Source organism: Cupriavidus sp. 22TCCZM04-2 (genome assembly GCF_057798895.1).
This window is the reverse complement of sequence record NZ_JBYOJS010000026.1, coordinates 1-25142: the sequence shown is the minus strand read 5'-3', so window position 1 is coordinate 25142 and position 25142 is coordinate 1. Positions and strand designations below refer to the sequence as shown.

Below are 25142 nucleotides of genomic sequence, written 5' to 3'. Positions count from 1 at the left end.
CTGTAGCCGCGCTGCGTGGCATCGACAATTCACCGCGCCGGAATCACAATGTTGCGCCAGACGTGACAATCCTGCAGGCAATCCCCGATGGACCTGAACCTGATCGAGGCTTTTGTAGACATCGTCGATGCCGGCAATCTGGCCGAGGCCGGCCGGCGCCGGGGCGTGACGCGCTCGCAGGTGAGCCGCCAGTTGCGCGAGCTGGAACAGCAGGCCGGCGCCCAGCTTTTGCGCCGCACCACGCGCCGGCTGGAGATGACCGAGCCCGGCCACGCGCTCTACCAGCATGGGCTGCGGATCTTGCAGGAGGTGGCATCGGCGCAGGCCGAGATCGACAGCCTGGGCAAGACGCTGCGCGGCCATGTGCGCGTGAGCATGCCCACGGGGCTGGGCGATGCGTTCGTCGCGCCGCTGCTGCTGCAGTTCGCGCAGCGCTACCCGGGCATTACGCTGCGCGTGTTCTTCGCGAACCGCGTGGTCGATCTGATTGCATCGGAAATCGACGTGGCGCTGCGGGTGACGTCGTCGCCGCCGCTGGACCACGTGGCGCGCGAGATCTGCCCGATCGACTGGCAATTGTGCGCGTCGCCCGCCTACCTGGAACGCGTGGCGCCGCCCGGCGTGCCAGCCGACCTGAAGCGCTGCCACTTCCTGTGCCCGCCGTACGGCACGCGTTTCGTGCTGGCCCTCAATCGCGACGGCCTGCGCGAGGAAGTCGAACTCACGCCCCATCTGCAATCGGAGCACTTCCGCTTCCTGCACCAGGCCGTGCGCGAAGGCCATGGCGTCAGCCTGCTGCCGCGCTATATGAGCTGGGAGGAAGTGCGGCAGGGCCAACTGGTGCCGGTGCTGCCCGACTGGAAACCGGAAGGGCTCGGCAGCAGCCTCTACGTCATCACCACGCCGAGCCGGCATCCGACCATGGCGACGCGCGCGCTGATCGCGTTTCTGAAGGAAGAGATTGGCAAGCTGCCGGTGTTCAACGGATAGCACGGCAAAGACGAATGAGATCTGTACGACACGCCGAAACGTGCCGTGCAAACTTTCAATTCGCAAGCTATTATTCCGAAAACTTGCAAATCGCAAGTAAAACCACACCAGGCGCGAAAGACCTATGCCCCCAACCAATTTCACCACCATGCCCTGCCCCGTGGCCCGCTCGATGGCGGTGCTGGGCGAGCGCTGGGCCATCCTGGTGCTGCGCGAAGCGTTCTACGGCAGTACGCGCTTCGACGAATTCGAGAAGAACCTGGGCATTGCCCCCAACATCCTGAGCGCGCGGCTGAAGACGCTCGTGGCGCACGGGCTGCTGGGTCGCGTCACGCCTGAGGGGGGCGGGCGCCATGTCTACCAGCTCACGGAAAAAGGCCGGGACTTCTTCCCCGCCTATGTCGCACTCAAGGCCTGGGCGGACCGCTGGATGGCCGATGAAAAGGGTCCGCTGACGGTCCTGCAGGACATGCGCAGCGGCACCGAAATCCCCACGCCCTCGCTCACGCGCGCCGATGGCAGCGCGATCACGCTGGACGATGTCCGCGTCCTGCCTGGCCCTGGCGCGGGACGCTTCCTGCGCCGCCGCTTCGGCGAAACCGACGCCGAGCCGGAGGACAACCATGCCTCCTGAAACGCCCGCCATGACCACCCCCAATACCGTAGCCTCGGCCGCCAGTTCGGACCCCGTACCGGCGACCGAACTGGCGCGCCGCATCGGCAGCCTGGCCGGGCCAACCGCCGTGATCGCGATTCTGCAGTCTTGCGCGCAGCTGGTGGAAACCTGGCTCGCCGCTCGCCAGGGCACCGCGGCCCTGGCCGGCTGGGCCGTGGTGCTGCCGTTTGCGCTGCTGCTGCAGCAGATGTCCACGGGCGCCATGGGCGGCGGCGTGGTGTCCGCCATCGCCCGCGCGCTGGGGGCCAACAAGCGTGACGAGGCCTCGGCGCTGGTCTTGCACGCGCTCATCATCGCGGTGACGGCCGGCCTGGCGTTCGCCGTGGTGCTGGCGGGCTTCCCGCGTGGCGTGCTGGGCGCGGTGGCCGGTGTCACCGCGGCCGAGGCAGCGGCCACCTACGCGATCTGGCTGTTTGGGGTGGGCGCGGTGCCCGCCTGGCTCGCCAACACGCTGGCCTCGGTGCTGCGCGGCGGCGGACGCCACGCGCTGGCCGCGCGCGTGCTGGCGCTGATGTGGGTAGCCTTTCCGTTGCTGTCGTGGCTGCTGGCCGAGCCGATGGGCATGGGTCTGGCCGGCATTGGCGCGGCGCTGGCGGCGGTGTCGTGGGCTGCGGCACTGGCCATGGCCGTGGTGGTGGCGCGCGGCGGCGCGGGCTTCGTGCCGGTGCTGCGCATGCGGCCGTCCCGCGCGCTGTTCGCGCGCATCCTGGCGGTCGGGCTGGTGGCGTGCGCGCTGGCGTCGGTGGCCAACCTGACCACCATCCTCGTCACTGCGCAGCTGCGCCACCATGGCACCGCCGCCGTGGCTGCCTACGGCATCTCGGCGCGGCTTGAATTCCTGATGATCCCGCTGGCGTTCGGCGTCGGCTCGGCGCTGACCGCGCTGGTCGGCCGCGCGGTCGGCGCGGGGGACTGGCGCACCGCGCGCCGTACGGCATGGGTCGGCGCGCTGCTGGCGCTGCTGATCGCCGGGCTGGCCGGCGCACTGGTCGGCATGATGCCGCACCGGTTCGCCGGGCTGTTCACGCAGGACGAGCAGGTCGCCGCCATTGCCGCGCGTGCGCTGTCCTGGGTCGGGCCGGCCTTTGGCGGCTTCGGGCTGGGCATGGCGCTGTACTTTGCCTCGATGGGCGCGGGCCGCATGCGCTGGCCGATCGCGGCCGGCCTGTGCCGGATCGGCCTGGCCGCCGGCGGCGGCTGGCTTCTCGCCAATGTCGCCGGCATGGGGCTGGATGGGCATTTCCTGGGCGTGGCGATGGGGATCACCGCCTACGGCCTGGTGACGGCGCTGGGCGTGCGCCAGGGGGAATGGTCAGCGCGCTAGCACGGGCGCGTCGCCCTGCATGCCTGCGCCCCGGACCGCATCGGGCACCGCCGGCCAGCCGCCTCCCAGCGACTTGTACAGCGCCGCGGTGCCGTTCAGCACGTCGACTTGCCCCTGGATCGCCGCCAGCTGCGCGTCGAACAGCTTCTCGCGCGCGTTGGTGACTTCCAGGTAGCTCGAATAACCGCCCTCATAGCGCGCAAAGGCCTGGTCGGCATAGATGGTCAGGCTTTTCTCCTGGTTGCGCAGGCTGCCCAGCCGGTTACGCGTTTCGACCCCGTTGGCGAGAGCGGTGTTCACGTCGGCCAGCGCCGCCAGCACCGTGCCCTGGTAGGCCAGCATGGCCTCGGTGCGCTGCGCGGACGCCGTCTGCACCTGGCCACGGATGGCGCCGCCCTGGAAGATCGGCTGGGTCAGTCCCGCACCAAACCCCCACACCCGCGATGCGCTGTCCCACAACCCCGCCGGAGACGATGCGATTGCGCCGAACAAGCCGCTCAGGTTGACGGACGGCAGGTAAAGCGCCTGCGCTGCGCCCAGTTGAGCGTTGGCGGCCACCGCGACCTGCTCGGCCTGCAGCACATCGGGGCGGCGCGACAGAAGTACCGCAGGCAGGTCGGCGCCCACCGGCGGCGCCTGCAGTTCATAGATGCCCTTGCCCCGCTCGACCGGCCCCGGCTGGCGCCCGAGCAGCACCGACAGCGCATTCTCGGTCTGCGCAATGCTGGTGCGGATCTGCGGAATGGAGGCCTCCGCAACATAGAAATCGTTCTGGGCCTGGGCCAGCTCCATCTCGGAGATCACCCCGCCTTCGTAGCGCTGCTTGAAGATGTCCAGCCCGCTCGCACGAGAGTCCAGCGTCTGTTTGGCGACCTCAAGCTGCGCATCGAGTCCGCGCAACGTGGCATACCCTTGCACCACTGACGCCGCGAGCGACAGCACCACGCCGCGCCGCGCGTACTCGGCATTCCACAGGCTGGCCTCGGCGGCCTCGGCCTGGCGCCGGATGCGGCCCCACAGGTCGAGTTCCCAGCTCGCGTTGGCCAGCAGCTGATACGAGTTGCGCGGCCCGTCGAACGACGCGAACTGCGTGCCGTTGAACGTGCCCGCGCGCTGGCGGGTGGCGGCCGCGCTCAGGTTCAGCTGCGGGAACAAGCCCGAGCGCGCGACCATCAGCTGGCCGCGGAATTCGTCGATGCGCGCGGCGGCAATGCGCACATCGTAGTTATTGGCCAACGCCTCGTCGACCAGCGCGTTGAGCTGCGGATCGTTGAACTGGTTCCACCAGTCGCCGTCCGCCGCAATGGCCAGCTGGCCGGTATCCATGCGGTATTGCGCGACATCCGGCGTTTCCGGCCGCTGGTAATTGGGACCGATTGCACATCCGCTCAGCGCCGCCGCGGCACCGACGCCCAGCATCCAGGCACGCACGGTCATGATGGTTCTCCCGCCGGTGGCACGGCTGGCGGCTGCGACGCGCCCCCGGCCTTGGCTTCGCCCTTGGCCTTGCCTTCGGACATGCGCTCCAGCCCCCAGAAGAACATCGGGATGAAGAACAGCGCGATCACCGTGGCGCCGAGCATGCCGCCGATCACGCCCGTCCCAAGCGATTGCCGGCTGGCCGCCGATGCGCCACTGGCAATGGCCAGCGGCACACAGCCCAGGATGAACGCGAGCGAGGTCATGATGATCGGGCGCAGCCGCATCTTGGACGCATGGATGGCGGCGTCATACGCGCTGAGTCCTTCCTTCTCGCGCATTTCCACGGCGAACTCGAAGATCAGGATGGCGTTCTTCGCGGCCAGCGCAATCAGCACGGTCAGTCCGATCTGGAAGTAGACGTCGTTCTCCATGCCCCGCATCAGGATGCCCAGCAAGGCGCCGAACAGCGCGAACGGCACCGCCAGCAGCACACCAAGCGGAAGCGACCATTTTTCGTACTGGGCCGCCAGGATCAGGAACACCATCAGCAGCGCGAAGGCGAACACGTAGACGGCGGTGGAGCCGGCAGTCTTCTCTTCGTAGGCCTGCCCGCTCCAGGCATACGCGTAGCCCTCGCCCAGCACCTCCTGCGCGATTTCCTCCATGGCCGAAAGTGCCTGCCCCGAGCTGTAGCCCGGCGCGGCGTCGCCGACAATCTTGGCGGCGGGGAAGTTATTGAAGCGCGTGACGATGTCGGCGCCAGGCATGTACTTGGTCGTGGTCACCGCCTTGATGGGCACCATCTCGCCCTTGCTGTTGCGCACGTAGACCTTGTCGAGGTCTTCCGGCCGCGAGCGGAAATCCGGCTCCGCCTGCAGGATCACCTGGAACAGGCGGCTGTTCTTTGGGAACTGGCTCACGTACAGCGACCCGAACATGGTCTGCAGCGCCGAATACACGTTCTCGACCGGCACGCCCTGCGTTTCGGAACGTTCGCGGTCCACCTCCACCAGGTACTGGCGCGAACGCGAGTTGATGGTCGAATTCACACCCGTCAGTTCCGGCCGCTGGTGCGCCTTGGCAATGAACGCGCGCACCCGCTCCTCCAGCTGCTGATACGTATTGTCGCCCGTGCTCTGCAGCCAGAACTCGAAGCCACCGGTCGTGCCCAGGCCAGGAATCGACGGCGGATTGATCGGGATGACCACGCCGTCCTGGTAGGCCGAGAACTCCTTCTTGCCCTGGACGATCAGATCGTTCGCGCTTTCGCCCTTGCCGCGATCATGGAAGCCCTTGAGCGTGATGAACAACGTGCCGGAATTGCTCTTGTTCTGGGAGTCGATCAGGCTGTAGCCGTCGACGGTCGCCACCGAAGCCACGCCCGGCTGCTTGGCCAGCCAGGCCTCCGCGCGCTTGGTCATGTCGCCGGTGCGGTCCAGGCTGGCAGCGTCGGGCATGACCGCGGCGCCGAACAGGTAGCCCTGGTCCTCGACCGGCAGGAACGAGCCCGGAATGCGGATGAACATCAGCACGCTCACGGCGACCATCACCAGTATGAGCGCGATCGACACCACGGAGCGCCGTATCACCAGCTGCAGCGATTTGTCGTAACCGGCGATGAGCTGGTCGAACTTGTTGTTGAACCAGGTGAAGAAGCGGTTCTTCTTGTGTTCGCCAGGCTTGAGCAGGATGGCCGCCAGCGCCGGCGACAAGGTCAGCGCCACGACCCCGGACAGCACCACCGATACGGCAATGGTGACCGCGAACTGCTTGTAGAGCTGGCCCGTAATACCGGACAGGAATGCGACCGGGATGAACACCGCGAGCAGCACCAGCACGATCGCCACCACCGGCCCGCTCACCTCGTCCATCGCCCGCTTGGCGGCTTCCTTCGGTGGCAGCTTGAACTCGGTCATGTTGCGCTCGACGTTCTCGATCACCACGATGGCATCGTCCACGACGATGCCGATCGCTAAGACCATGCCAAATAACGTCAGCATGTTGACCGAGAAGCCGAACGCGCTCATGCCGACAAAGGCGCCGATGATCGACACCGGCACGGCCAGCAGCGGCACCAGCGTCGCGCGGAAGCTCTGCAGGAACAGGTACACCACCAGGATCACCAGGATCACGGCGTCGCGCAGCGTATGCACCACCTCGTTGATCGACTCATGCACGAACTCTGTCGTGTCGAGCGCGATCTCGTATTCCAGCCCGGGCGGGAAGCTCTTCTTCAGATCGGCCAATGTGGCGCGCACCTGCTTGGCGACGTCCAGCGCGTTGGCGCCCGGCTGCTGGTAGACCGCCATCAGCGTGGCGGTCTTGCCCTTGTAGCGGCTGCGCAGCGAATAGTCCTTGGACCCCAGTTCGGCGTGGCCGATGTCCTTGAGCCGTACCAGCGCGGTTTCGCCGGACTGCGCGCGCAGGATCATGTTGTCGAACTCGGCCGGCTCGGTCATGCGGCCCTTGGTCGAGATCGGGAACGTCAGCTGCACCGGACCGTTGGTGGGCGACTGGCCGATACGCCCGGCGGAGAACTGCTGGTTCTGGGCCGCGACCGCGTTCTTCACGTCCTCGGTCGTGATGCCGAGCGAGGCCATGCGGTCCGGCCGCAGCCAGATGCGCATGGCGTAGTCGGGACTGCCGAAGATCGATGACTGGTTGGCGCCGGGTATCCGCTTGATCGCGTCCAGCACATAGATGTTGGCGTAGTTGCCGACAAAGGTCTGGTTGTAGCTGTTGTCCGGCGAGTAGATGGCAATCACCATCATGAACGCGGACGAACGCTTCTGCACCGACACGCCCTGCGACGTCACCTCGCTCGGCAGCGTGGGCAGTGCCAGGTTGACGCGGTTCTGCACGTCGACCTGCGCGAGTTCCGGGTCCGTGCCGATCTCGAAATACGAGGTCAGCGTCAGGTCGCCCGTCGAGGAACTCGTCGAACTCATGTACATCATGCGGTCCGCGCCATTGACCTGCTGCTCGATCGGCGCGGCCACGTTCTGGGCCACCACTTCCGCGCTGGCGCCAGGGTATCGCGTGGTGACCGTGATCGTCGGCGGCGTGATATCCGGGAACTGGGCGATCGGCAGCTTGGTCAGCGCGACCAGGCCGCCCACCGTGATGATGATGGAAACGACCGCCGCGAAGATGGGGCGGTCGATGAAAAAGTGGGCAAGTTTCATGACTTGCCCCCGGCCGGTGCTGCGGCTGCCGTGCTCGATGCCGGAGCGGGAGCCGCGGGCGGCGCCACGGCGCCGCTGGCCGCGGCGGGCGCAGAGCCCGGCGTGGCCTCGACCGGCTTGACCGGTACCCCAGGCGCCAGGCGCAGCGTGCCGCTCACCGCGACGCGCTCCCCGGCCTTCAGTCCGGAACGTACCACCCAGTTATTGCCGGTCCACTCACCGACATCGACCACGCGTTGCTGGGCCTTGTTGTCGGGCCCGATCACCCACACGGTCTGGCCGCGCTGGCTCTGGATGATGGCGTCCTGCGGCACGGCAATGGCGCTCGTGCGCGTGGCGCCATGCACCTTGACCCGCACGAACTGGCCGGGGCGCAGCACGCCCTCGGGGTTGGCCACTTCGGCACGGACCAGGTAGGTGCCGGTTTGCGCGTTGAACGAGGCATCGGCAAAGGCAATGCGCCCATGGTTCGGGAACTCGGTGCCATCGGCCAGCACGATCACGACTTCGAAGCGGTCCTGTCCGGGATACTTGATCGCGCCCGATTCCCGCTCCGTGCGCATGCGCAGCACTTCATTCTCGGACAGGCTGAAGTTCACCCACATCGGGTCGAGCCTGGCGACGTAGGTCAGCAGGCTGTTGGCCGAGTCGATATAGGAGCCCGGCTGGCGCTTGGCGAAACTCGACAGGCCGGCCACCGGCGAAGTGATGGTCGTATAACCCAGGTTGAGCCTGGCGCTGATGACATTGGCTTTCGCGCCTTCCACGGCCGCCGCGGCAGCCTGTTCCTTGCCCACGGCATCATCGAGATCGCGCTGGCTCAAGGCGTTGCGTTCGGCCAGCGGCCGCACGCGCTTCAGGTCGGCGCGAGCCGTGGACAGGCGGGCCTGCTGCTGCCCCAGTTCGGCCTCGGCCGCCTGCAAGGTGGCCTCGAACGGCTTGCGGTCCATCAGGAACAGGGTCTGGCCGGCCTTGACCACGGCGCCTTCGGTATAGACCCGCTTGTCCAGGAAGCCATTGACGCGCGCCCGGATCTCCACTTGCTGCGAGCTCTCGGTCTGGCCGACGAAGTCGTAGACCAGCGGCACGTCCCGCAGCGCCACCGTCATGACCCCGACCTCCGCCGCAGGAGGCGCAACTGCCGCAGGCTTCTCCTTGCTGCACCCCGCCACCAGCAAGACCGCAAGCAGCCCCGCTGCCCTGCGCCAGTTGAGCATTGTCCTCACGTGACCTCCTGTGCCAGCAAACATGGCAGCCTCTTGTTCCAGGCACGACGAGCCAAAGCCGGCCGTGCTGGTGCCTGTTCAGGCAGGTTACGGCGCGCCAAAGGGCGCGCCTATTCAAACTTTTTGTGGCCGTGTTTACTCATTTCGTCGCGCAAATCGGCCGTCATGCGCGGGCGCCGCTTCGCTCTGCCGCCGGCGCCTCAGCGCCGGAAGCCGCCGTGGAACCTGCCGCCGCCACGGAAGCCGCCGCCACCGAAACGGCCACCGCCCTGCCATCGCTGCGCCGCGCCCTGGAAGCGCTGCTGGCCGACTTCGCGCGCCTGCCGTTGCTGGTCCAGCCGGCCCGTGACTTCGTTGCTGGATTGCACCGGTTCCCAGCCGCCCGGCGTGTGTTTTTGCCAGCCGTTGTCGGTGTGCTGGTACACGGACCCGTCGTGCCCGGCATAGACATTGCCGTTGTTCCAGACCACCGCATTGCCCTTGTCCGGATTGGCAACGAAGCCACGGCTGCCGGCCGTGTGCTGGCCCGTCTGGGCATTGCCTGCGATGCCGGCCTCGGCCGCGCCCACGCGCCCGGTCTGGGCGTTGTAGCCGGCGGCCTGGCGCCCGGCTGCATAGTTGCCGGTGTATTCGTTGCCGACGACACCGCCACGCCCGGCGCCTTCACGGCCGGTGGACGGATTGGCGAACGACCCCTGCCGTCCCGCCGCGAAATTGCCGGAATACGGATTGAACGCGGCGCCGCGGCTGCCCTGGAAATGCGCGCCCGTGGCGGGGTTGAATCCCGAGGCCGCGGTGCCGCGCCACTCGGTGCCTGTCCAGGCATTCCAGCCCTGCGCGTGCGTGACTGTGCCCTGCCCCCAGCGGCCGTAGAAGTTGGCCTGGTTCACGTTCACGTAATTCCAGTTGTAGGGGCCGCCGCCCCACCAGTAAGGTCCCCAGTAAGGCGACGCCGCCCCCCAGAAGGCGCCGGCGGCAAAGCCGAACGCAAAACCCTCGGCCAGGCCGATGCCGAAGCCCGCGCCATAGCCGTAGGTGACCGGATAGCCGTAATAGACCGCGCCCACATACGCCGGATAGACGTAGCCGGTGCCGTACACCACGGTGCCGTCGGCGCTGACCACCACGCCCATGTAGCCCGGGGTGTAGCCGACCACGACGGTCTCCGGCGTGACCGAATAGATGCGCACGTAGGTCACGTAGTAGACCGGGGAGCTCGGCGGAATGGTGTAGATGGCCGATGGCACCTCGGTCGCCACGCGCCAGGTGCCCGCCGGCGAAGGCGCCGTGAACCAGACGCCGTTGGCCACGGCGTAGTAATGGCTGCTGTCCACCTCGATCACCGGCGTGCCGGTGTTGAGCGCGTAGCTGAGCGACGTGCCGGTGATCGGCACGAAGCGCGGCGCGCCATCATAGGCAACGGTCAGTTCCGCCTTCGCTCGCGACACGGTGGCCGTCTGCGGAATGGTGGCGGCGATCGCGGCCTCCTTTGCCTGCGGCGTGCCCGGCACCGACACCAGCACGTTGGCCTTGGGATCGTTCGGGGAGATCTTCGCGAAATCGGCCGGAAGCTCGGCGCCGGGCACGTATTCCCAGGGGCCTGGCAGCATCGATGCGCGGAACCAGCGGCCCGACACCAGTACGTAGTAGTTGTTGGAGGCCGGATCGACGAACACTGCGTGGTCCGCATTTGACATGGCCAGCAGCCCGCCGCCACCCACCGGCTTCATCTGTGGCGCGCCGCTGGTCACCACGAGTTCGGTCGGCCGCGTCGCCAGCACGATGTCGGGCCCGCGCGCGGGGCGCTTGCCGTCCGCCGGCAGCATCGCGTCGGGCTTCAAGGACGCGGCGGCCTTGGTGGCGGCGTACTGCAGGCTCTTTGGCACGGTCGCCATCACTTCCCAGGAGCCGCCTGCGGACTCGGACCGATACCAATACCCTGCCGCCTGAAGGTACAACTCGCCGCCGGGCTCGCGCAGCAGCATGGCCCGGCTGTTCAGCGCGCGTTCGTAGCCGGTCCCCGGCACGGCGCGCCAGGCCGGGTCACCGTCCACCAACACGAGCAGGGTCGGCGTGGTGGCAAAGACAATCTGCGGAGCATCGTTCTTCACCGTCACCCGCGCCGCGCTGGCCAGCTGGCGCGAAACGGCGTAGCTGGCCTGGAGTTCGTCCAGCGGCACCGTCAGGCCGGCGGGCGGAAGCCGGGCCAGGAGGGCATTGCGCACCTGGTCGGCGGCGTCGGGGCGCGTCGGCACCTCGACGCTTTCAATGGTGATCTGGGTCAGTTGGACCAGTGCCGATGGCTTGTCGATATCGGCGATGGCCGAGAAATGGACCACGCCATACGTCGGCGACCCGTCCTTCGCGCCGACTGCCACCGCGGCACGGCCTGACATGCGGTTGCCTTCCCACTTCTCGATCTCCGGCTGGTACAACTCGACATGCTCGCTGGCCGCGTCGAAATTCCGGGGCCAGGTAAGCGGGGTAACCGTCTTGGGCGGTGTTGCCGCTTGTGGCGCGACCGGCGACAGCGCGATGCAGACGGCAACCGCCAGCGCGCTGGCGTGCTTAAGGCGAAACGACATGGAATATCTCCGGCTTGGGCTGACCGCCGTGCAGGCATAACAGACGAACGCTGGGCACGATGCGGCACAACCGACCCGTCTTTGTGCGAATCTAGATGAGCCTGCAAGGGCGGACAATCCGTTTCAAAAACATTCAGCACGAGACCGCAAAAGGCTCAGATCACTAACCTCGGCACGCGTGAAGCGCGTCGGCTGCGTCACATGCCGATTTCGATTCGATCCCGGAAGACCGGCGGTAAATCCCTGCCACGACCGTCAATGGCACATTGCAGCCACGCCGGCAGCGTGTACGCCCTTGAACCTGCGCCGCGCTGGCCCCACCTTTTCCGGACGCTCGCCCAAATCCGCCCCCATGACCCCAAGGATCACCATCCTGACCGCCGGTACCATCACGGCACTGTTGCACGCCTATATCGGCTTGCGCCTGCTGCCTGACCTGCCGCTGCCCCTGCTGGTCAAGTTGCTGGGCGGCGCCTGGCTGGCGCTGTCATGCGCGCTGCTGCCGGCCGGCCTGCTGGCGCGCCGCGTGAGCCAGCCGTGGTCGGACGCGGTGTCCTGGATCGGCATGCTGGCGATGGGCTTCTTCTCCACGCTGCTGGTGCTGACGGTTGCTCGCGACATCGTGCTGGTCGTGGCCTGGCTGGCGGGCTGGCAACCCGTCGGGCTGTACGCCTATAGCGCCGCCGCAGTGCCGGCGCTGGCGCTGCTGGTGACGCTGGCCGGCTACGTGAATGCTCGGCGGCTCGCCCGGGTGGTCGAAGTCGACGTGCCGGTCAGCGGCCTGCCCGAGGCGCTGCATGGCTTCACGATCGCCCAGATCAGCGACATCCACGTCGGCCCGACGATCAAGCGGCCTTACCTGGACCGCATCGTCGACCGCGTCAACAGCCTGCAGGCCGATGCGGTGGCCATCACCGGCGACCTGGTCGACGGCACCGTGCGCGAGCTGTCCGCCCACACCGCTCCGCTAGCGCGGCTGCAGGCACGCCACGGGGTGTACTTCGTCACTGGCAACCATGAGTATTACTCCGGCGCCGAACCGTGGATCGCCGAACTAAGCCGGCTTGGCCTGCGCGTGCTGATGAACGAGCACGTGGCGCTCGATCATGGCGGCGACGTCCTGGTACTGGCCGGCGTGACCGATTACTCGGCTGGCCGCTTCCACGAGCACCACCGCAGCGACCCGACGCGCGCGCTGCAAGGCGCGCCACGCGCCGGCGCACGCGTGCTGCTGGCCCACCAGCCGCGCACGGCGCCTGCCGCGGTCGAGGCCGGCTTCGACCTCCAGTTGTCAGGCCACACCCATGGCGGCCAGTTCTGGCCATGGAACCTGTTCGTGCCGATGCAGCAGCCGTTCACCGCAGGCTTGGCGCGGCATGGGGCGATGTGGGTCTATGTCAGCCGGGGGACGGGATATTGGGGGCCACCCAAGCGGTTTGGGGCGCCGTCGGAGATTACGCGGGTGAGGCTGGTGCGAGCGTAAGGCTGAAATGCGTCGACGAGCTTGCTTGCCGACGCAAGCCTATTGGCAGATGCCAATAGATACACATACGCCAGGGAGAGCACTGTGATCATTGAGCCAGGAAAGGCAACATGTGCCGTGATCCTCGGTCACCGCTGATATGCAAAACGCCCCTTCAATTGAAGGGGCGTTAGCTTTAAGGCCGCACCAATCAGCGCGAAATCGGCTTGTAGCGGATCCGCTTCGGCTTGGCGCCTTCCTCACCCAGGCGGCGCTTCTTGTCCGCCTCGTATTCCTGGTAGTTGCCCGGGAAAAATTCCACGTGCGAATCGCCTTCAAAGGCCAGGATGTGCGTGGCGATCCGGTCCAGGAACCAGCGATCGTGCGAGATCACCATCACGGAGCCGGCGAACTCCAGCAGCGCATCTTCCAGCGCACGCAGCGTTTCCACGTCCAGGTCGTTCGACGGTTCGTCCAGCAGCAGGACGTTGCCGCCGGCGATCAGCGTCTTGGCCATGTGCAGGCGGCCGCGTTCACCGCCCGACAGCGTGCCGACCTGCTTCTGCTGGTCGCCGCCCTTGAAGTTGAAGCGGCCGATGTAGGCGCGTGACGGCGTTTCGTACCGGCCCACGGTCAGGATGTCGGCGCCGCCCGAAATCTCCTCGAACACGGTCTTGCTGCCATCCAGCGCGTCGCGACTCTGGTCGACGAAGGCCATCTTCACGGTCGGCCCGATCTTGATCTCGCCGCTGTCCGGCTGTTCCTGGCCCGTGAGCATCTTGAAGAAGGTCGACTTGCCGGCGCCGTTCGGGCCGATGATGCCGACAATGGCGCCCGGCGGCACCTTGAAGCTCAGGTTCTCGATCAGCATGCGGTCGCCAAACCCCTTGCTGACGTTGTCGAACTCGATCACCTCGTTGCCCAGGCGTTCACCCACGGGGATGAAGATTTCCTGGGTTTCGTTGCGCTTCTGGTATTCCTGGCTGTTCAGCTCGTCGAAACGGGCCAGACGCGCCTTGGACTTGGCCTGTCGGCCCTTCGGGTTCTGGCGCACCCACTCCAGTTCCTTGTGCAGCGCCTTCTGGCGGGCCGATTCGCTGGCTTCCTCCTGCTTGAGGCGGTTTTCCTTCTGGTCCAGCCACGAGCTGTAGTTGCCCTTCCAGGGAATGCCCTGGCCGCGGTCCAGTTCCAGGATCCACTCGGCGGCATTGTCGAGGAAGTAGCGGTCGTGGGTCACGGCCACCACGGTGCCCGGGAAGCGCGTCAGGAACTGTTCCAGCCAGTCCACCGACTCGGCGTCCAGGTGGTTGGTCGGTTCGTCGAGCAGCAGCATGTCGGGGCGCGACAGCAGCAGGCGGCACAACGCCACGCGGCGCTTCTCGCCACCGGACAGGTGGCCGACCTTGGCGTCCCACGGCGGCAGTCGCAGCGCATCGGCGGCAATTTCGAGCTGCAGCTCGGCGTTGTTGCCATCGCTGGCGGCCAGGATCGCCTCGTACTTGGCCTGGTCGGCGGCGAGTGCGTCAAAGTCCGCATCCGGCTCGGCATAGGCGGCGTAGATCTCGTCGAGCTTCTTGCGCGCCTCGAATACGCCACCGAGCGCTTCTTCCACCGATTCCCGCACGGTTTGCTCGGGATCCAGCTGCGGTTCCTGCGGCAGGTAGCCGATGTTCAGGTTCGGCATCGGCGTGGCTTCGCCTTCGATCTCCTTGTCCAGGCCAGCCATGATCTTCAGCACCGTGGACTTGCCCGAGCCGTTCAGGCCAAGCACGCCGATCTTGGCGCCGGGGAAAAAGGACAGCGAGATGTCCTTCAGGATGTGACGCTTGGGCGGAACGATCTTGCCCACGCGGTTCATGGTGAAAACGTACTGAGCCATGGAGTGCGGTGTCCGTGCTGTGCGGGGAATTTGGGAATGGGCGGAGTTTAACAAAGCACGTGCCCGCCGGTCGGCGAAATGCCGGCGCGCCCGGTACAATCCAGAGTTCGCTGTAGCGCTAACCCATTGATTTCATTCGCCCATGAGCAAACCTGCCCTGACCCTTAAGTTCAAGTGCAAGAAGTGCACGAAGCCCGTCACGCTGTACCTGCAGAAGACTTCGGCCTGCTCGCATATCACGCCGTACCAGGGCTTCTGCAAATGCGGCGAGCTGATGCGCCACGCCACCGGCGACAAGGACGCCGTGGAGTCCTTCGTCAATTCGATGGACAACAGCTGGATGCACCACCATCACCACCACCACTGATCCGCGCGCCGTGAACGCAAACACCTGGCAGCCGTCCGCGAAGGACCCGATGCGCTTCCTGGGCGGATACCCGCCAGGCGTGCTCGACCAGGTGCGCGAACTGGCCGCGGCCGGCAAGCTTGGCGAGCACATCGCGCGCCGCTACCCGGGCCAGCACGGCGTGCAGTCCGACCGCGCACTGTATGACTACGCGTCCGAACTGAAGCAGGAATTCCTGCGCAGCGCGCCGCCGCTGCACAAGGTCGGCTACGACGCCCGCCTCGACACGGCCCACAAGGCGCTCGGCCTGCATACCGCGATTTCACGCGTGCAGGGCGGCAAGCTCAAGGCCAAGAAGGAAATCCGCGTGGCCTCGCTGTTCAAGGAAGCGCCGCCCGAATTCCTGCGCATGATCGTCGTGCACGAGCTCTCCCACCTCAAGGAGAGTGACCACAACAAGGCGTTCTATCGCCTGTGCGAGCACATGGAGCCGCACTACCACCAGCTCGAATTCGACACGCGGCTGTGGCTGGCGTCGCGCGAACTCTAGCCCGGCATGCCGCAACGGCAGCTCTACAAGAAGCCGATTGAGAACCACGGCACCAGTGTCAGCAGCAACAGGGCTATGAACAACGCGGCAATGTGGGGCCAGACCCGGGGCATCGCCACATCGGGCGAAACCCGCCCGATGGCGCAGGCCGCATAGAAGCCCACGCCGAACGGCGGCGCAAACAGGCCCAGGCCCATCGCGAAGATCACCACCATGGCGTAATGCACCTCGTGCACCCCGATCAGCTTCGCAATCGGGAACAGCAGCGGGCCGAACAGCACGATGGCGGGAATGCCCTCCAGCAGGCTGCCCAGGACGACAAAGGCCAGCGCCGAGACGAGCAGGAAGCCAATCTTGCCGCCGGGCACGGCCGACATGATCTTCACCAGGTCCAGCGCAAAACCCGACTGTGTCAGCGCCCACGCCATCGTGGTGGCGCAGCCAACGATCAGCAGGATCGCTCCCGACAGCGCCGCCGTGTCCAGCAGCATCGGATAGACCCTCCGCCAGTCGAACTGGCGGTAGATCAGCACGCCTGCCAGCACGGTGTAGAAGATGCCGATGGTCGATACCTCGGTGGCCGTGGCCACGCCCTCCACCACCGCGGTGCGGATGATGACCGGCAGGGCCAACGCAGGCAACGCAATCAGCAGCAACCTGAGGATTTCCTTGCGCGAGGGCCGCCCGGCGCCGCTCATGTCTTCCTTGCGCGTCTGGAACCAGACCACGAAAGACATCATTACCAGGCCAACGACTGCGGGCATCAAACCGCCGACGAACAGCGCGGTGATCGACACACCGGTCACCGATCCAACCGTGATCAGCACGATGCTAGGCGGAATGGTTTCCGACATGGCCCCCGACGCCGACAGCAGCCCGATCAGGTCGCCATCCCTGGCGCCGCGCTTCTTCATCTCGGGAAACAGCGCCGGCGCCACGGCGGCCATGTCGGCGGCCTTGGCGCCCGAGATGCCCGAGACGATGTACATCGCCCCCAGCAACACATATTGCAGGCCGCCACGCAGATGGCCGATCAGGCTGACCAGAAAGTTGATCATCGCCCGCGCCAGCCCCGTCATCTCGATCAGCCCCCCCAGGAAGACGAACAGCGGCACCGCCAGCAGGATCAGGTGGGACATCCCTTCCTGCATGCGGTTCGGGATGATGGAAAGCGGCGTGGCCGTGGACAGCGCCAGATACGACAGCGTCGCAAGGCCGAAGGCAAAGGCGATAGGAACGCCGATGACCACACAGGTGACGAGCATCAGCAGGAAGAAGATCACCAGGTTGGCATTGCCCAGTTCCATCAGCGTGGGCGACAACAGCCAGAGCGCGCCGCCGCCGGCGGCGACCAGCAAGCCGCTCAAGATGACCGGCCTCCAGCTTGCGCGGTCCAGCAAGCGCATGGCGGCGGTCACCAGCATCAGCACCACGCCGACAAATACGGCTGCGGCCCGATAGCCTTCGCTGACCTCCAGCGTCGGTGTCGTGACTTCCAGGTGTTCGGTCAGGTGCTCCCAGGCTGGCCCGACCAGCAGCAGCAGGAACGCCACCACCAGCCACATGCCGAATGCATCGAGCCAGACGCGCCTGGCCGGCGACACGTTCTTGACGAACGTGGTCAGCTGCATGTGCGCACTGCGATGCAGCGCAATGATGGCGCCGAGCATCGCCAGCCAGAGAAACAGGATGCCGGCCAGTTCATCCGTCCATGGAATGGGGTCATGCAGCACGTACCGCGCGAAGGCACCGCCACCAAGGATCACGATTTCGGCAAGCACGATCAGCGCGGCAGGTACCTCCACGAGGCACGCCATGATCCGGCCCCAGAGCACCATGGCCGCCGAAGATGCATGTGAGGGGTGGACAAAGGTTTCGGCGGCGTGCTCCATGACAATCTCCTCCTTCTTGTTTTTGTCGGTTGCGCCTGGCGTCATGCGAGCGGGCCGGAGTATTTCTCCAGCTTCGCCCACGCTTCGTCGCCATACTTTCTCTTCCACTCCTTGTAGAAGCCGGCGCTTTGCAGCAGCTTGCGGAACGGCGCCGGATCGGGTCGGTTGAACGTGATGCCTAGCCGCGTCAGCTCGGCCTGCGCATCGACATTCAGGCGCGCAATGTCCTCGCGCTGCTTCAGCGCCGCAGCGGTGAAGTTGGCGGTGATCGACGCCTGCGCTTCACGCGGCAGCGCCTGGAATTTCTTGGCGTTGCCGAAGATGAAATGGCCATCCCACGTGTGGCCGGTCAGCGAGCAGAACTTCTGCACTTCATAGAGCTTGGCGCTGCGGATCAGGGCCAGCGGGTTCTCCTGACCATCGACCACGCGGGTCTGCAGCGCTGAATACAGTTCGCCGAACGGGACGGCGGTTGGCGACGCACCCAAGGCCCTGAACATCGAAATCCAGAGCGGAATGCCGGGTACCCGGAGCTTGAGCCCCTTCAGGTCGTCCGGCGTGTTGACCGCCCGGCTGGCCGTGGTGATGTTGCGGTAACCGTTGTCCAGGCACCGCTCGAACCCATGCAGGTTGGCCTTGCCGAGCGCGGCCCGCACGTAGGCACCAAGTTCGCCATCCATGGCGGCCCACACCGTGGCGTAGTCCTTGAAGGCGAAGGCCACGCCGTTGATGCCGGCGGTCGGCACCAGCGTCTGCAGGTTGGTGCCGGCCGTGGACATGAAATCGATGGCGCCGGCTCGGACTTGCGAAATCATGTCCGGTTCGCTGCCGAGCTGGCTGGTCGGATAGACCAGCAGGTCCACCTTGCCGCCGGTGTCTTTGCGGATGGCTTGCGCGGCCTCCTGGATGCGCAGCGTGCCCGGATGGTCCGCCGGAAACGCAGTGCCGTACTTCAGCTTGATGCTGCCGGCCTGGGCAAACGCCCGGCAGGTGGGCAGCGTCAGGGCGAGGCCGCCGACGGTGAGCGCGCCGAACCGGCGCCGGGTCAATGCAGTAGCCATGACTTGGGATGTCTCCTCTTGCGTTGAGCTTGGATGGCGGCTGGCTCAGGACGACAGCAGCACGGCCGCGCCGCGCTCCCGCAGCACCGCCAGATAACGGGCGAGCCGTACCGCGAACGATGGCGGCCACGGTGCGCCGCCGAAAACGGCGGCATGGCCGAGCGCCAGCCTTGCGGCTTCGAGGTCGCTGGCCGCTACGCGCAGGCGGACCGCGAGCGCGGGCGCACCGGGGTCACGGACGGCCAGCGGCTCGCCGCTGTCACAGGCATCGCTGCGCAGGTAGTGCAGCCAGGCGGCGAGCGCGCGTTCGAGGCATGGCCGTTCGATGCCGGCACTTGCACTTTCGCGCAAGGCCGGAAGCCAGCGCACCGGAACCTTCTGCGTACCGTCCCTCGCGATCTGTGCGGTGCGGTGCGCGAGCGCGGGATTGGCGAAGCGCCGCAACAGCTCGCCGCAGTAGCGGCCAACGTCGAAGGCGGCCGGCGCGTCGACGGTATCCCGCAAGTCTTGCATCACGCCATGGGCAAAGGCGCCGACGACGGGGTCAGCCATGGCCGCGGCTACGCTGTCGAAGCCGCACAGTTGCCCCGCATAGGCGATGGCAGAATGCGTGCCATTGAGCAGGCGCAGCTTCATCGCCTGGTAGGGGCGCACATCGCCCGTCAGCACGGCGCCGCCCGCTTCCCACGCTGGCCGGGGCCCCGCGAAGCAGTCTTCGATGACCCACTGCGAGAACCGCTCGCAAACAATGGCCGCCTCGTCGCGCACGCCGAGGCGTTCCTGAACCCAGTCCAGCGATGCTGGCGTGGCGGCTGGCACGATCCGGTCCACCACGGAATTGGGCAGCGCGATCTCGTCCCGGATGCGCCGCGCAAGCGCCGGATCGATTAGCCCGGCGTATTGCGTCAGCAGTTTGCGCAGCGTATCGCCGTTGTCAGACATGTTGTCGCAACACACGATGCTGAGCGGCGCTCCCGCTGGCCGCCTGCGGAGACCCGCGGCCAGCACACCGAGCGTGCTGGCTGGCGCGGCTGGATGGCAGAGGTCGTGCCGGATGTCCGCATCATCGATATCGAGGTCCGACGTGGACGGGTTCTGGCTGTAGCCCTTCTCCGTCACGGTGCAGGTGACGACCGTGACGGCCGGGTCAGCCAGCGCCGCGATGACCTGCTGCAAGGCCTGCGGCGCATACAGGGCCTGCACCACGGCGCCCACGACGCGCGTCGTAGCCGCATCGCCTTCGCGTTCGGTGACGGAGTAGAGGTGATCCTGGCTCTCCAGCGCCTGTACCGTGCGCGGATCCCGCAGGCTGACGCCGAGGATGCCCCATCGCTTGTCGCCTTGCCGGATGGCGGCCTCCGTATAGAGCGCCTGGTGCGCGCGGTGAAACGCACCCAGGCCGAGGTGGACGATGCCGCGGGCCAGGCAGCCGGGATGGTAGCCGGGCAGTTGGATACCGGTCTCGCCCGTGTCGATACTGGAAAGCGTGTGCTGCCCCAGTTCCATCATCTCGGTACCTCGATCGTCCGCCTTGCCACATTCGCCGCCCGAAATTTGCACATGACTGCGAGCGTAGCATCGCGGATGGGCGCTCCAATGTTCTCCAATTCCGCTGCTCTAAGCAGAAATTGCCGCATTTTCTGCAGACCCTGCCCTATTTTTCCTGGCGCTCCACGACGTAGCATCGTTGTACGGAAAGCACCCTCACTGACTGATCCGACCGGAGCGCGCGCCTTGAAGATCGAACACATACAGACCATCGTCACCTGCCCCGATCGCAACTTTGTGACGGTCAGAGTGACGACTGACCAAGGCGTGTACGGGCTGGGCGACGCCACGCTCAACGGCAGGGAACTGGCTGTCGTGGCTTACCTCGACGAGCACGTGATTCCCTGCCTGGCGGGGCGCGACCCGCGCAACATCGAGGACATCTGGCAGTACCTCTACCGCGGCGCCTACTGGCGGCGCGGGCCGGTCACGATGACCGCCATCGCGGCCATCGACATGGCGCTGTGGGACATCAAGGGCAAGCTGGCCGGCATGCCGGTGTACCAGTTGCTGGGCGGCAAGAGCCGCCACGGGCTGATGGTGTACGGCCATGCCAATGGCCGCGACCACAGCGAAGCCATCGATGCCGTGCACAGGCATATCGAGGAAGGCTACAAGGCCATCCGCGTGCAATCCGGCGTGCCGGGCCTGTCGAAGGTGTACGGCGTGGGCAGGCAACAAGGCCATTACGAACCGGCGGAGAAAGGCCTGCCCCCGGAGGAGCCGTGGGATACGTCGCTCTACCTGCATCACACACCGGAACTGTTCCGCAAGGTGCGCGAGGCGGTCGGCTTCGCGCACCATCTGCTGCATGATGCGCACCACCGGCTGACACCCATCGAAGCGGCCCGCCTCGGCAAGGAACTCGAACCGTTCGGCCTGTTCTGGCTTGAGGACGCCACGCCGGCCGAGAACCAGGATGCCTTCCGCCTCATCCGCCAGCACACCACCACGCCGCTGGCCGTGGGCGAGATCTTCAATTCCATTTGGGACTGCAAGGACCTGATCAGCAACCAGCTGATCGACTACATCCGCGCCACCATCGTGCACGCGGGCGGCATCACGCATGTGCGGCGCATCGCGGACTTCGCGGCCATGTACCAGGTGCGCACGGGCTTCCACGGCGCCACCGACCTGTCTCCGGTATGCATGGCCGCCGCGGTCAATTTCGGGCTATGGGCGCCGAACTTCGGCATCCAGGAACTGATGCCGCATAGCGCCCTGACCGACGAAGTGTTTCCGCACAACTACCGCTTTGAAGACGGCCACCTCGTCATGGATGAAGTGCCGGGCCTCGGCGTCGAGATCGACGAAACGCTGGCTGCGAAGTATCCGTACGAGCGCGCCTGCCTGCCGGTTGCGCGCTTGCGCGACGGTGCAATGTGGAACTGGTAAGCCAGAACAAGGATCCAGCATGTTGAGCGTGGTCGTCGACAAACCGAACAGCATGGCCGTGTGCGAACGGCCGACTCCCGATCCCGCCGCGGGCGAGGTTCGCGTGCGCGTGCGCTACGCCGGCATCTGCGGCTCCGACTTGCATATCTTCCATGGCAAGAACCCGTTCGCGGCCTATCCGCGCATCATCGGCCACGAGTTCGGTGGCCATATCGACGCGGTGGGCGCGGGCGTCAGCGCAGCGCGCATCGGCCAGCGGGTGGTGGTGGATCCGGTGATCAGCTGCGGCCAGTGCCACGCGTGCCGGATCGGCCGGCAGAACGTTTGCAGCGGCCTGCAAGTGATAGGCGTGCACCGCGACGGCGGCTTCAGCGAATACGCGTGCGTGCCGGCGCGCAATGCCTACGTGGTGCCGGATGGCCTGCCGGCCACCAGCGCGGCAGTGATCGAACCGTTTGCCGTGGCGGCCAACGTGGCCTGCCGCACCGGCGTGCTGCCGGAAGACATCGCGCTGATTTATGGCGCCGGGCCGGTCGGCCTCAACTTGCTGCAAGTGCTCAAGCGCGTGCATGGCGTGCGGACTTTCATTACCGATCACGTCGATGAACGCCTTGCGCTGGCGCGCGCCTGCGGCGCCGAAGAGGACGAGATCATCAACACCTTGCATGCGCCGCTGGAACAGACGCTTGCTCTGCGCGGCGTGGAAGGCGGCCCGACGCTGATCTATGACGCCGTCTGCCACCCTTCGATTCTCGAAGAAGCGGTGCGCATTGCGGCGCCGGCGGGTCGGATCGGTGTTCTAGGCTTTTCCGCGACACCGTCGGCCATCCCGCAGCAAGAGCTGACGCGGAAGGAGCTGACGCTGTATGCGTCGCGCCTCAACTGCGCGATGTTCCCAACCGTGATCGACTGGATCTCGCGCGGATTGGTGGACCCCGGACATATCGTCACGCATACGGTCGACTTCCGGGAAGTCACCGGCGCATTCGACCTGGCCGGACGCAACCCGCGCGAGAGCTGCAAGGTATTGCTCGATTTTGGCGAGGCAAGTTAACCGGTACAGGGAATCGGAAATTTCCGTGATTGGTCTAGGCACAACGCCATTTTATGGCCAGCACTGCTGATGCAGGATGCGCGGGTTCGCACGGAAATGCGAACTGTCCTATCGAATCGCCATCGGCATCGCGGAATACTTGAGGCTGTCATCGCGCAGCGGTGACCGGGTGTGGAAGCCCGAGAGCAGTGATCGAACGGCCCTGAAGGGGCCGTTCGATTCGAGTTCGCGAATTATCCGCTTCCATGGCGGGCGGACACGAGGCAGCCGCAAGGCTTACCGATCACTGCACCGGTCTTCCACCCTCGTCGTCAGGCCCGCCGCCTCCCTAACTTCTTGCGGCAGGCTTTCCATAAACGATGGAGGTCATATGTCGATCATCGATGTAGCAGCAGCGGATTCCAGCCTTGAAAAAGTCAGCGCAGGAATCGAGGGTGTGCTTCGCCTGCTGGAGCCGCAGTGTGAGCGGTCGGAGGAATGCTTCAGTGCGTTCTGCCTGCTTGAGCTGGTACGGGCGCGACTAGGACTGGTAATGGCTGGGGAATTGCAGGTGCATTGACGGGGGATGGCTTCTGGCGTGGCCGGACTTTCGGCTACGCCGGGAGAAGGCCCGCATGCTTTGATTCCTTTCTCCACCGCTTCTTGGTCTTCACTGAGCCGCGCGCAGCGCAGCCGTAGGCGATGATGCGATATCGCGGGCAGTGTCGGGCCACGGACAGTTTCGGGGCTCGTTCAATCATTGCCGGAGAGCCTGCATACGGGCGCGCCCCACGCGGCAGGCAGCCGGGCAGATCCTGAAGCGAATACCCGTACAACGCCCTCGGCACACTACGATCAATATTCGCCCGCTAGGGTAAGCGACGCGTTTTTCTGCTTACTCTTTTGTCGCTCCCCTCCATGTCAGGATAGTTGTCGCCTCGCTGCCTTTCGATGAAGGACAATGGGGGGCGGTAACGGTTGGAAGATGAAGCCTTATCCGGCGGAGTACAAAGAATGGGTGGTCGAGCAGATGAAGCCGCCCTTGAACCGGTCGGTGGCGGAGTTGGCCAGGGAGACAGGCATTACAACGGTGTGCCTGCGCAACTGGCGCAACGCGGCCCGAGAGCAAGGAAAGGTTGTGCCAGGCAACGGCAAACAAAGTGATAAGTGGTCCAGTGCGGACAAGTTCCGAGTGGTGCTGGAGACGGCGCCCCTGAGTGAGGCGGAGCTGTCCGAATACTGCCGCAGGAAGGGTATTCAGCCGGAACAGATCCGGGCGTGGCGGGCCGCGTGCGAGCAGGCCAATGCCAAGACACCAGACAAGCCTGACCTGGCGCAGCGCCGCGAGGAACAGGCGGCTCAGAAGCGGATCCGGGATCTTGAGCGCGAACTCAAGCGCAAGGATGCGGCGCTGGCTGAGACAGCAGCGCTGCTGGTGCTGAGAAAAAAAGCCGAGGCGATCTGGGGAAGGGACGAGGAAGACTGATCAACGTCTCGGATCGCCGCGATGCCATTGCGTTGATCGATGAAGCGGTAAAGAGCGGTGCACGCCAGTCCAGGGCCTGCGAGGAACTGGACTTGAGTGAGCGCACCTTGCAGCGCTGGCGCCATGCGCCAGAGGATGGCCGCCCGGGAGCGCAGCGCCCGGTGCCGGCGAACAAGCTCAGCGAGGCAGAACGGCAGGCCGTGCTGGCAGCGGCCAACCAGCCTGGCTACGAGAGCCTGACGCCGCACCAGATCGTGCCGAAGTTGGCCGACGAGGGCCGCTACCTGGCGTCGGAATCGACGTTCTACCGTGTGCTTCGGGCTGCAGGGCAGAGCCGGCGACGTGGACGCAGTCACAATGCCAAGCCCCGCGCGCCGACCACGCATCGTGCAGACGGTGCCAATCAGGTGTGGTGCTGGGACATCACGTGGATGCCCACTACGGTGAAGGGTCGCTTCTTCTACTGGTACATGATGCAGGACATCTACAGCCGCAAGCTGGTGGTCAATGAAGTGCACGAGAGCGAGTCGGTGGAGCATGCCCGCCGGCTGCTCGAACTGGGCTGTCTGCGCGAGCAAACGGCTGGGCGGCCGCTGGTGCTGCACTCTGATAATGGCAGCGTCATGAAGGGGCTGAGCATGCGCGCTGCGATGCAGGATCTGGGCGTGGTGCCGTCATACAGCCGCCCACGCGTGAGCAACGACAACGCCTATGCCGAAGCGTTGTTCCGTACGGCCAAGTACTGCCCGCTGTGGCCCGAGAGGCCATTCGATACGCTGGAACAGGCGCGTGAATGGGTGCATCGGTTCGTGCGTTGGTACAACGAGGAGCACCGTCACAGCGGGCTGAAGTATGTCACGCCGAACCAGCGGCACCGCGGGGAAGCGATACCCCTGCTGGCGCGACGAATGGTGGTGTATCAGGCTGCGCGCGCCCGGCACCCGCAGCGCTGGTCGCGGGGAATCCGGAATTGGAAGCTGGATCCAGTGGTCTACCTGAACCCCGAGCGGGCTGAGCTGGAGCCTAAGGAGTACCGGAAAGCAGCATAGCGGCGGACGCGACAACTACCTTGACACACGCCG

18 protein-coding genes are annotated in these 25142 nt (G+C 66.0%); 10 read left to right on the top strand and 8 right to left on the bottom strand.

Annotated elements, in window-relative coordinates; genetic code table 11:
* Nucleotides 1-87: 87 nt before the first annotated feature.
* The 3 genes from AC3FKG_RS26890 (at nt 88) to AC3FKG_RS26880 (ending at nt 2990) form a co-directional block, all read left to right on the top strand.
* On the top strand, nt 88-990 hold the full coding sequence (locus AC3FKG_RS26890; protein WP_483709529.1) for a LysR substrate-binding domain-containing protein: 903 nt from the start codon (nt 88-90) through the stop codon (nt 988-990).
* Nucleotides 991-1114: 124 nt separating this feature from the next.
* The gene (locus AC3FKG_RS26885; protein ID WP_488744603.1) at nt 1115-1624 is read left to right on the top strand and encodes a winged helix-turn-helix transcriptional regulator; all 510 of its coding nucleotides are present in this window, start codon (nt 1115-1117) and stop codon (nt 1622-1624) included.
* Nucleotides 1614-2990 (top strand): MATE family efflux transporter, encoded by a 1377-nt coding sequence (locus AC3FKG_RS26880; RefSeq protein ID WP_488744602.1) that lies wholly within the window; start codon nt 1614-1616, stop codon nt 2988-2990. Before AC3FKG_RS26885 ends, AC3FKG_RS26880 begins: the two co-directional genes overlap by 11 nt.
* On the opposite strand, the gene AC3FKG_RS26875 is transcribed toward AC3FKG_RS26880, so the two are convergent.
* The 4 genes from AC3FKG_RS26875 to AC3FKG_RS26860 form a co-directional block, all read right to left on the bottom strand.
* On the bottom strand, nt 2979-4427 hold the full coding sequence (locus AC3FKG_RS26875) for an efflux transporter outer membrane subunit (RefSeq protein WP_488744601.1): 1449 nt from the start codon (nt 4425-4427) through the stop codon (nt 2979-2981). The genes AC3FKG_RS26880 and AC3FKG_RS26875 overlap by 12 nt on opposite strands.
* Nucleotides 4424-7597, bottom strand: a complete 3174-nt coding sequence (locus AC3FKG_RS26870; protein ID WP_488744600.1) for an efflux RND transporter permease subunit — start codon at nt 7595-7597, stop codon at nt 4424-4426. Before AC3FKG_RS26870 ends, AC3FKG_RS26875 begins: the two co-directional genes overlap by 4 nt.
* Nucleotides 7594-8814 (bottom strand): efflux RND transporter periplasmic adaptor subunit, encoded by a 1221-nt coding sequence (locus AC3FKG_RS26865; protein ID WP_483711551.1) that lies wholly within the window; start codon nt 8812-8814, stop codon nt 7594-7596. Before AC3FKG_RS26865 ends, AC3FKG_RS26870 begins: the two co-directional genes overlap by 4 nt.
* Nucleotides 8815-9023: 209 nt before the next feature.
* Nucleotides 9024-11408: a carbohydrate-binding family V/XII gene (locus tag AC3FKG_RS26860; RefSeq protein ID WP_483709539.1), complete on the bottom strand. Its 2385-nt coding sequence runs from the start codon at nt 11406-11408 to the stop codon at nt 9024-9026.
* Nucleotides 11409-11760: 352 nt separating this feature from the next.
* Here AC3FKG_RS26860 and AC3FKG_RS26855 point away from each other — a divergent pair, with 352 nt between their 5' ends.
* Nucleotides 11761-12891 (top strand): metallophosphoesterase, encoded by a 1131-nt coding sequence (locus tag AC3FKG_RS26855; RefSeq protein ID WP_488744599.1) that lies wholly within the window; start codon nt 11761-11763, stop codon nt 12889-12891.
* Between the two features lie 190 nt (nt 12892-13081).
* Here the strand turns inward: AC3FKG_RS26855 and ettA are convergent, their stop codons facing one another.
* On the bottom strand, nt 13082-14749 hold the full coding sequence (gene ettA, locus AC3FKG_RS26850; protein WP_483709541.1) for an energy-dependent translational throttle protein EttA: 1668 nt from the start codon (nt 14747-14749) through the stop codon (nt 13082-13084).
* Nucleotides 14750-14891: 142 nt separating this feature from the next.
* Here ettA and AC3FKG_RS26845 point away from each other — a divergent pair, with 142 nt between their 5' ends.
* Together AC3FKG_RS26845 and AC3FKG_RS26840 are read left to right on the top strand one after the other, a co-directional pair.
* Complete coding sequence (locus AC3FKG_RS26845; protein ID WP_061953311.1) at nt 14892-15116, top strand: hypothetical protein; 225 nt, start codon at nt 14892-14894, stop codon at nt 15114-15116.
* A 49-nt stretch (nt 15117-15165) separates the two neighbouring features.
* Entirely contained in the window at nt 15166-15645 is a 480-nt protein-coding gene (locus AC3FKG_RS26840) for a M48 metallopeptidase family protein (protein ID WP_483711552.1), read from the top strand.
* 23 nt (nt 15646-15668) lie between these two features.
* Here the strand turns inward: AC3FKG_RS26840 and AC3FKG_RS26835 are convergent, their stop codons facing one another.
* From AC3FKG_RS26835 to AC3FKG_RS26825, 3 genes are read right to left on the bottom strand one after another with little or no spacing between them, the layout of a single operon-like run.
* On the bottom strand, nt 15669-17537 hold the full coding sequence (locus AC3FKG_RS26835; RefSeq protein ID WP_488744598.1) for a TRAP transporter large permease: 1869 nt from the start codon (nt 17535-17537) through the stop codon (nt 15669-15671).
* Nucleotides 17538-17578: 41 nt separating this feature from the next.
* Nucleotides 17579-18598 carry a TRAP transporter substrate-binding protein gene (locus AC3FKG_RS26830; RefSeq protein ID WP_488744597.1) on the bottom strand — a complete coding sequence of 340 codons (1020 nt, stop codon included), beginning with the start codon at nt 18596-18598 and terminating at the stop codon, nt 17579-17581.
* 45 nt (nt 18599-18643) lie between these two features.
* Entirely contained in the window at nt 18644-20104 is a 1461-nt protein-coding gene (locus AC3FKG_RS26825; protein ID WP_483711553.1) for a mannitol dehydrogenase family protein, read from the bottom strand.
* A gap of 228 nt (nt 20105-20332) precedes the next feature.
* Here AC3FKG_RS26825 and manD point away from each other — a divergent pair, with 228 nt between their 5' ends.
* The 4 genes from manD (at nt 20333) to AC3FKG_RS26805 (ending at nt 25109) form a co-directional block, all read left to right on the top strand.
* Nucleotides 20333-21541, top strand: a complete 1209-nt coding sequence (manD, locus tag AC3FKG_RS26820) for a D-mannonate dehydratase ManD (RefSeq protein WP_488744596.1) — start codon at nt 20333-20335, stop codon at nt 21539-21541.
* A 19-nt stretch (nt 21542-21560) separates the two neighbouring features.
* Nucleotides 21561-22595 (top strand): Zn-dependent oxidoreductase, encoded by a 1035-nt coding sequence (locus tag AC3FKG_RS26815; protein WP_483709549.1) that lies wholly within the window; start codon nt 21561-21563, stop codon nt 22593-22595.
* A 370-nt stretch (nt 22596-22965) separates the two neighbouring features.
* A complete protein-coding gene (locus AC3FKG_RS26810; RefSeq protein WP_483709550.1) occupies nt 22966-23154 on the top strand; it encodes a hypothetical protein in 189 nt (62 codons plus the stop codon).
* Nucleotides 23155-23559: 405 nt separating this feature from the next.
* Nucleotides 23560-25109 (top strand): IS3 family transposase gene (locus AC3FKG_RS26805; RefSeq protein ID WP_488742417.1). Its coding sequence is split into 2 segments (ribosomal slippage): nt 23560-24046 and nt 24046-25109, totalling 1551 coding nucleotides; the frame shifts between segments, so codons are not numbered across the junction.
* The last annotated feature ends 33 nt before the right edge of the window (nt 25110-25142 follow it).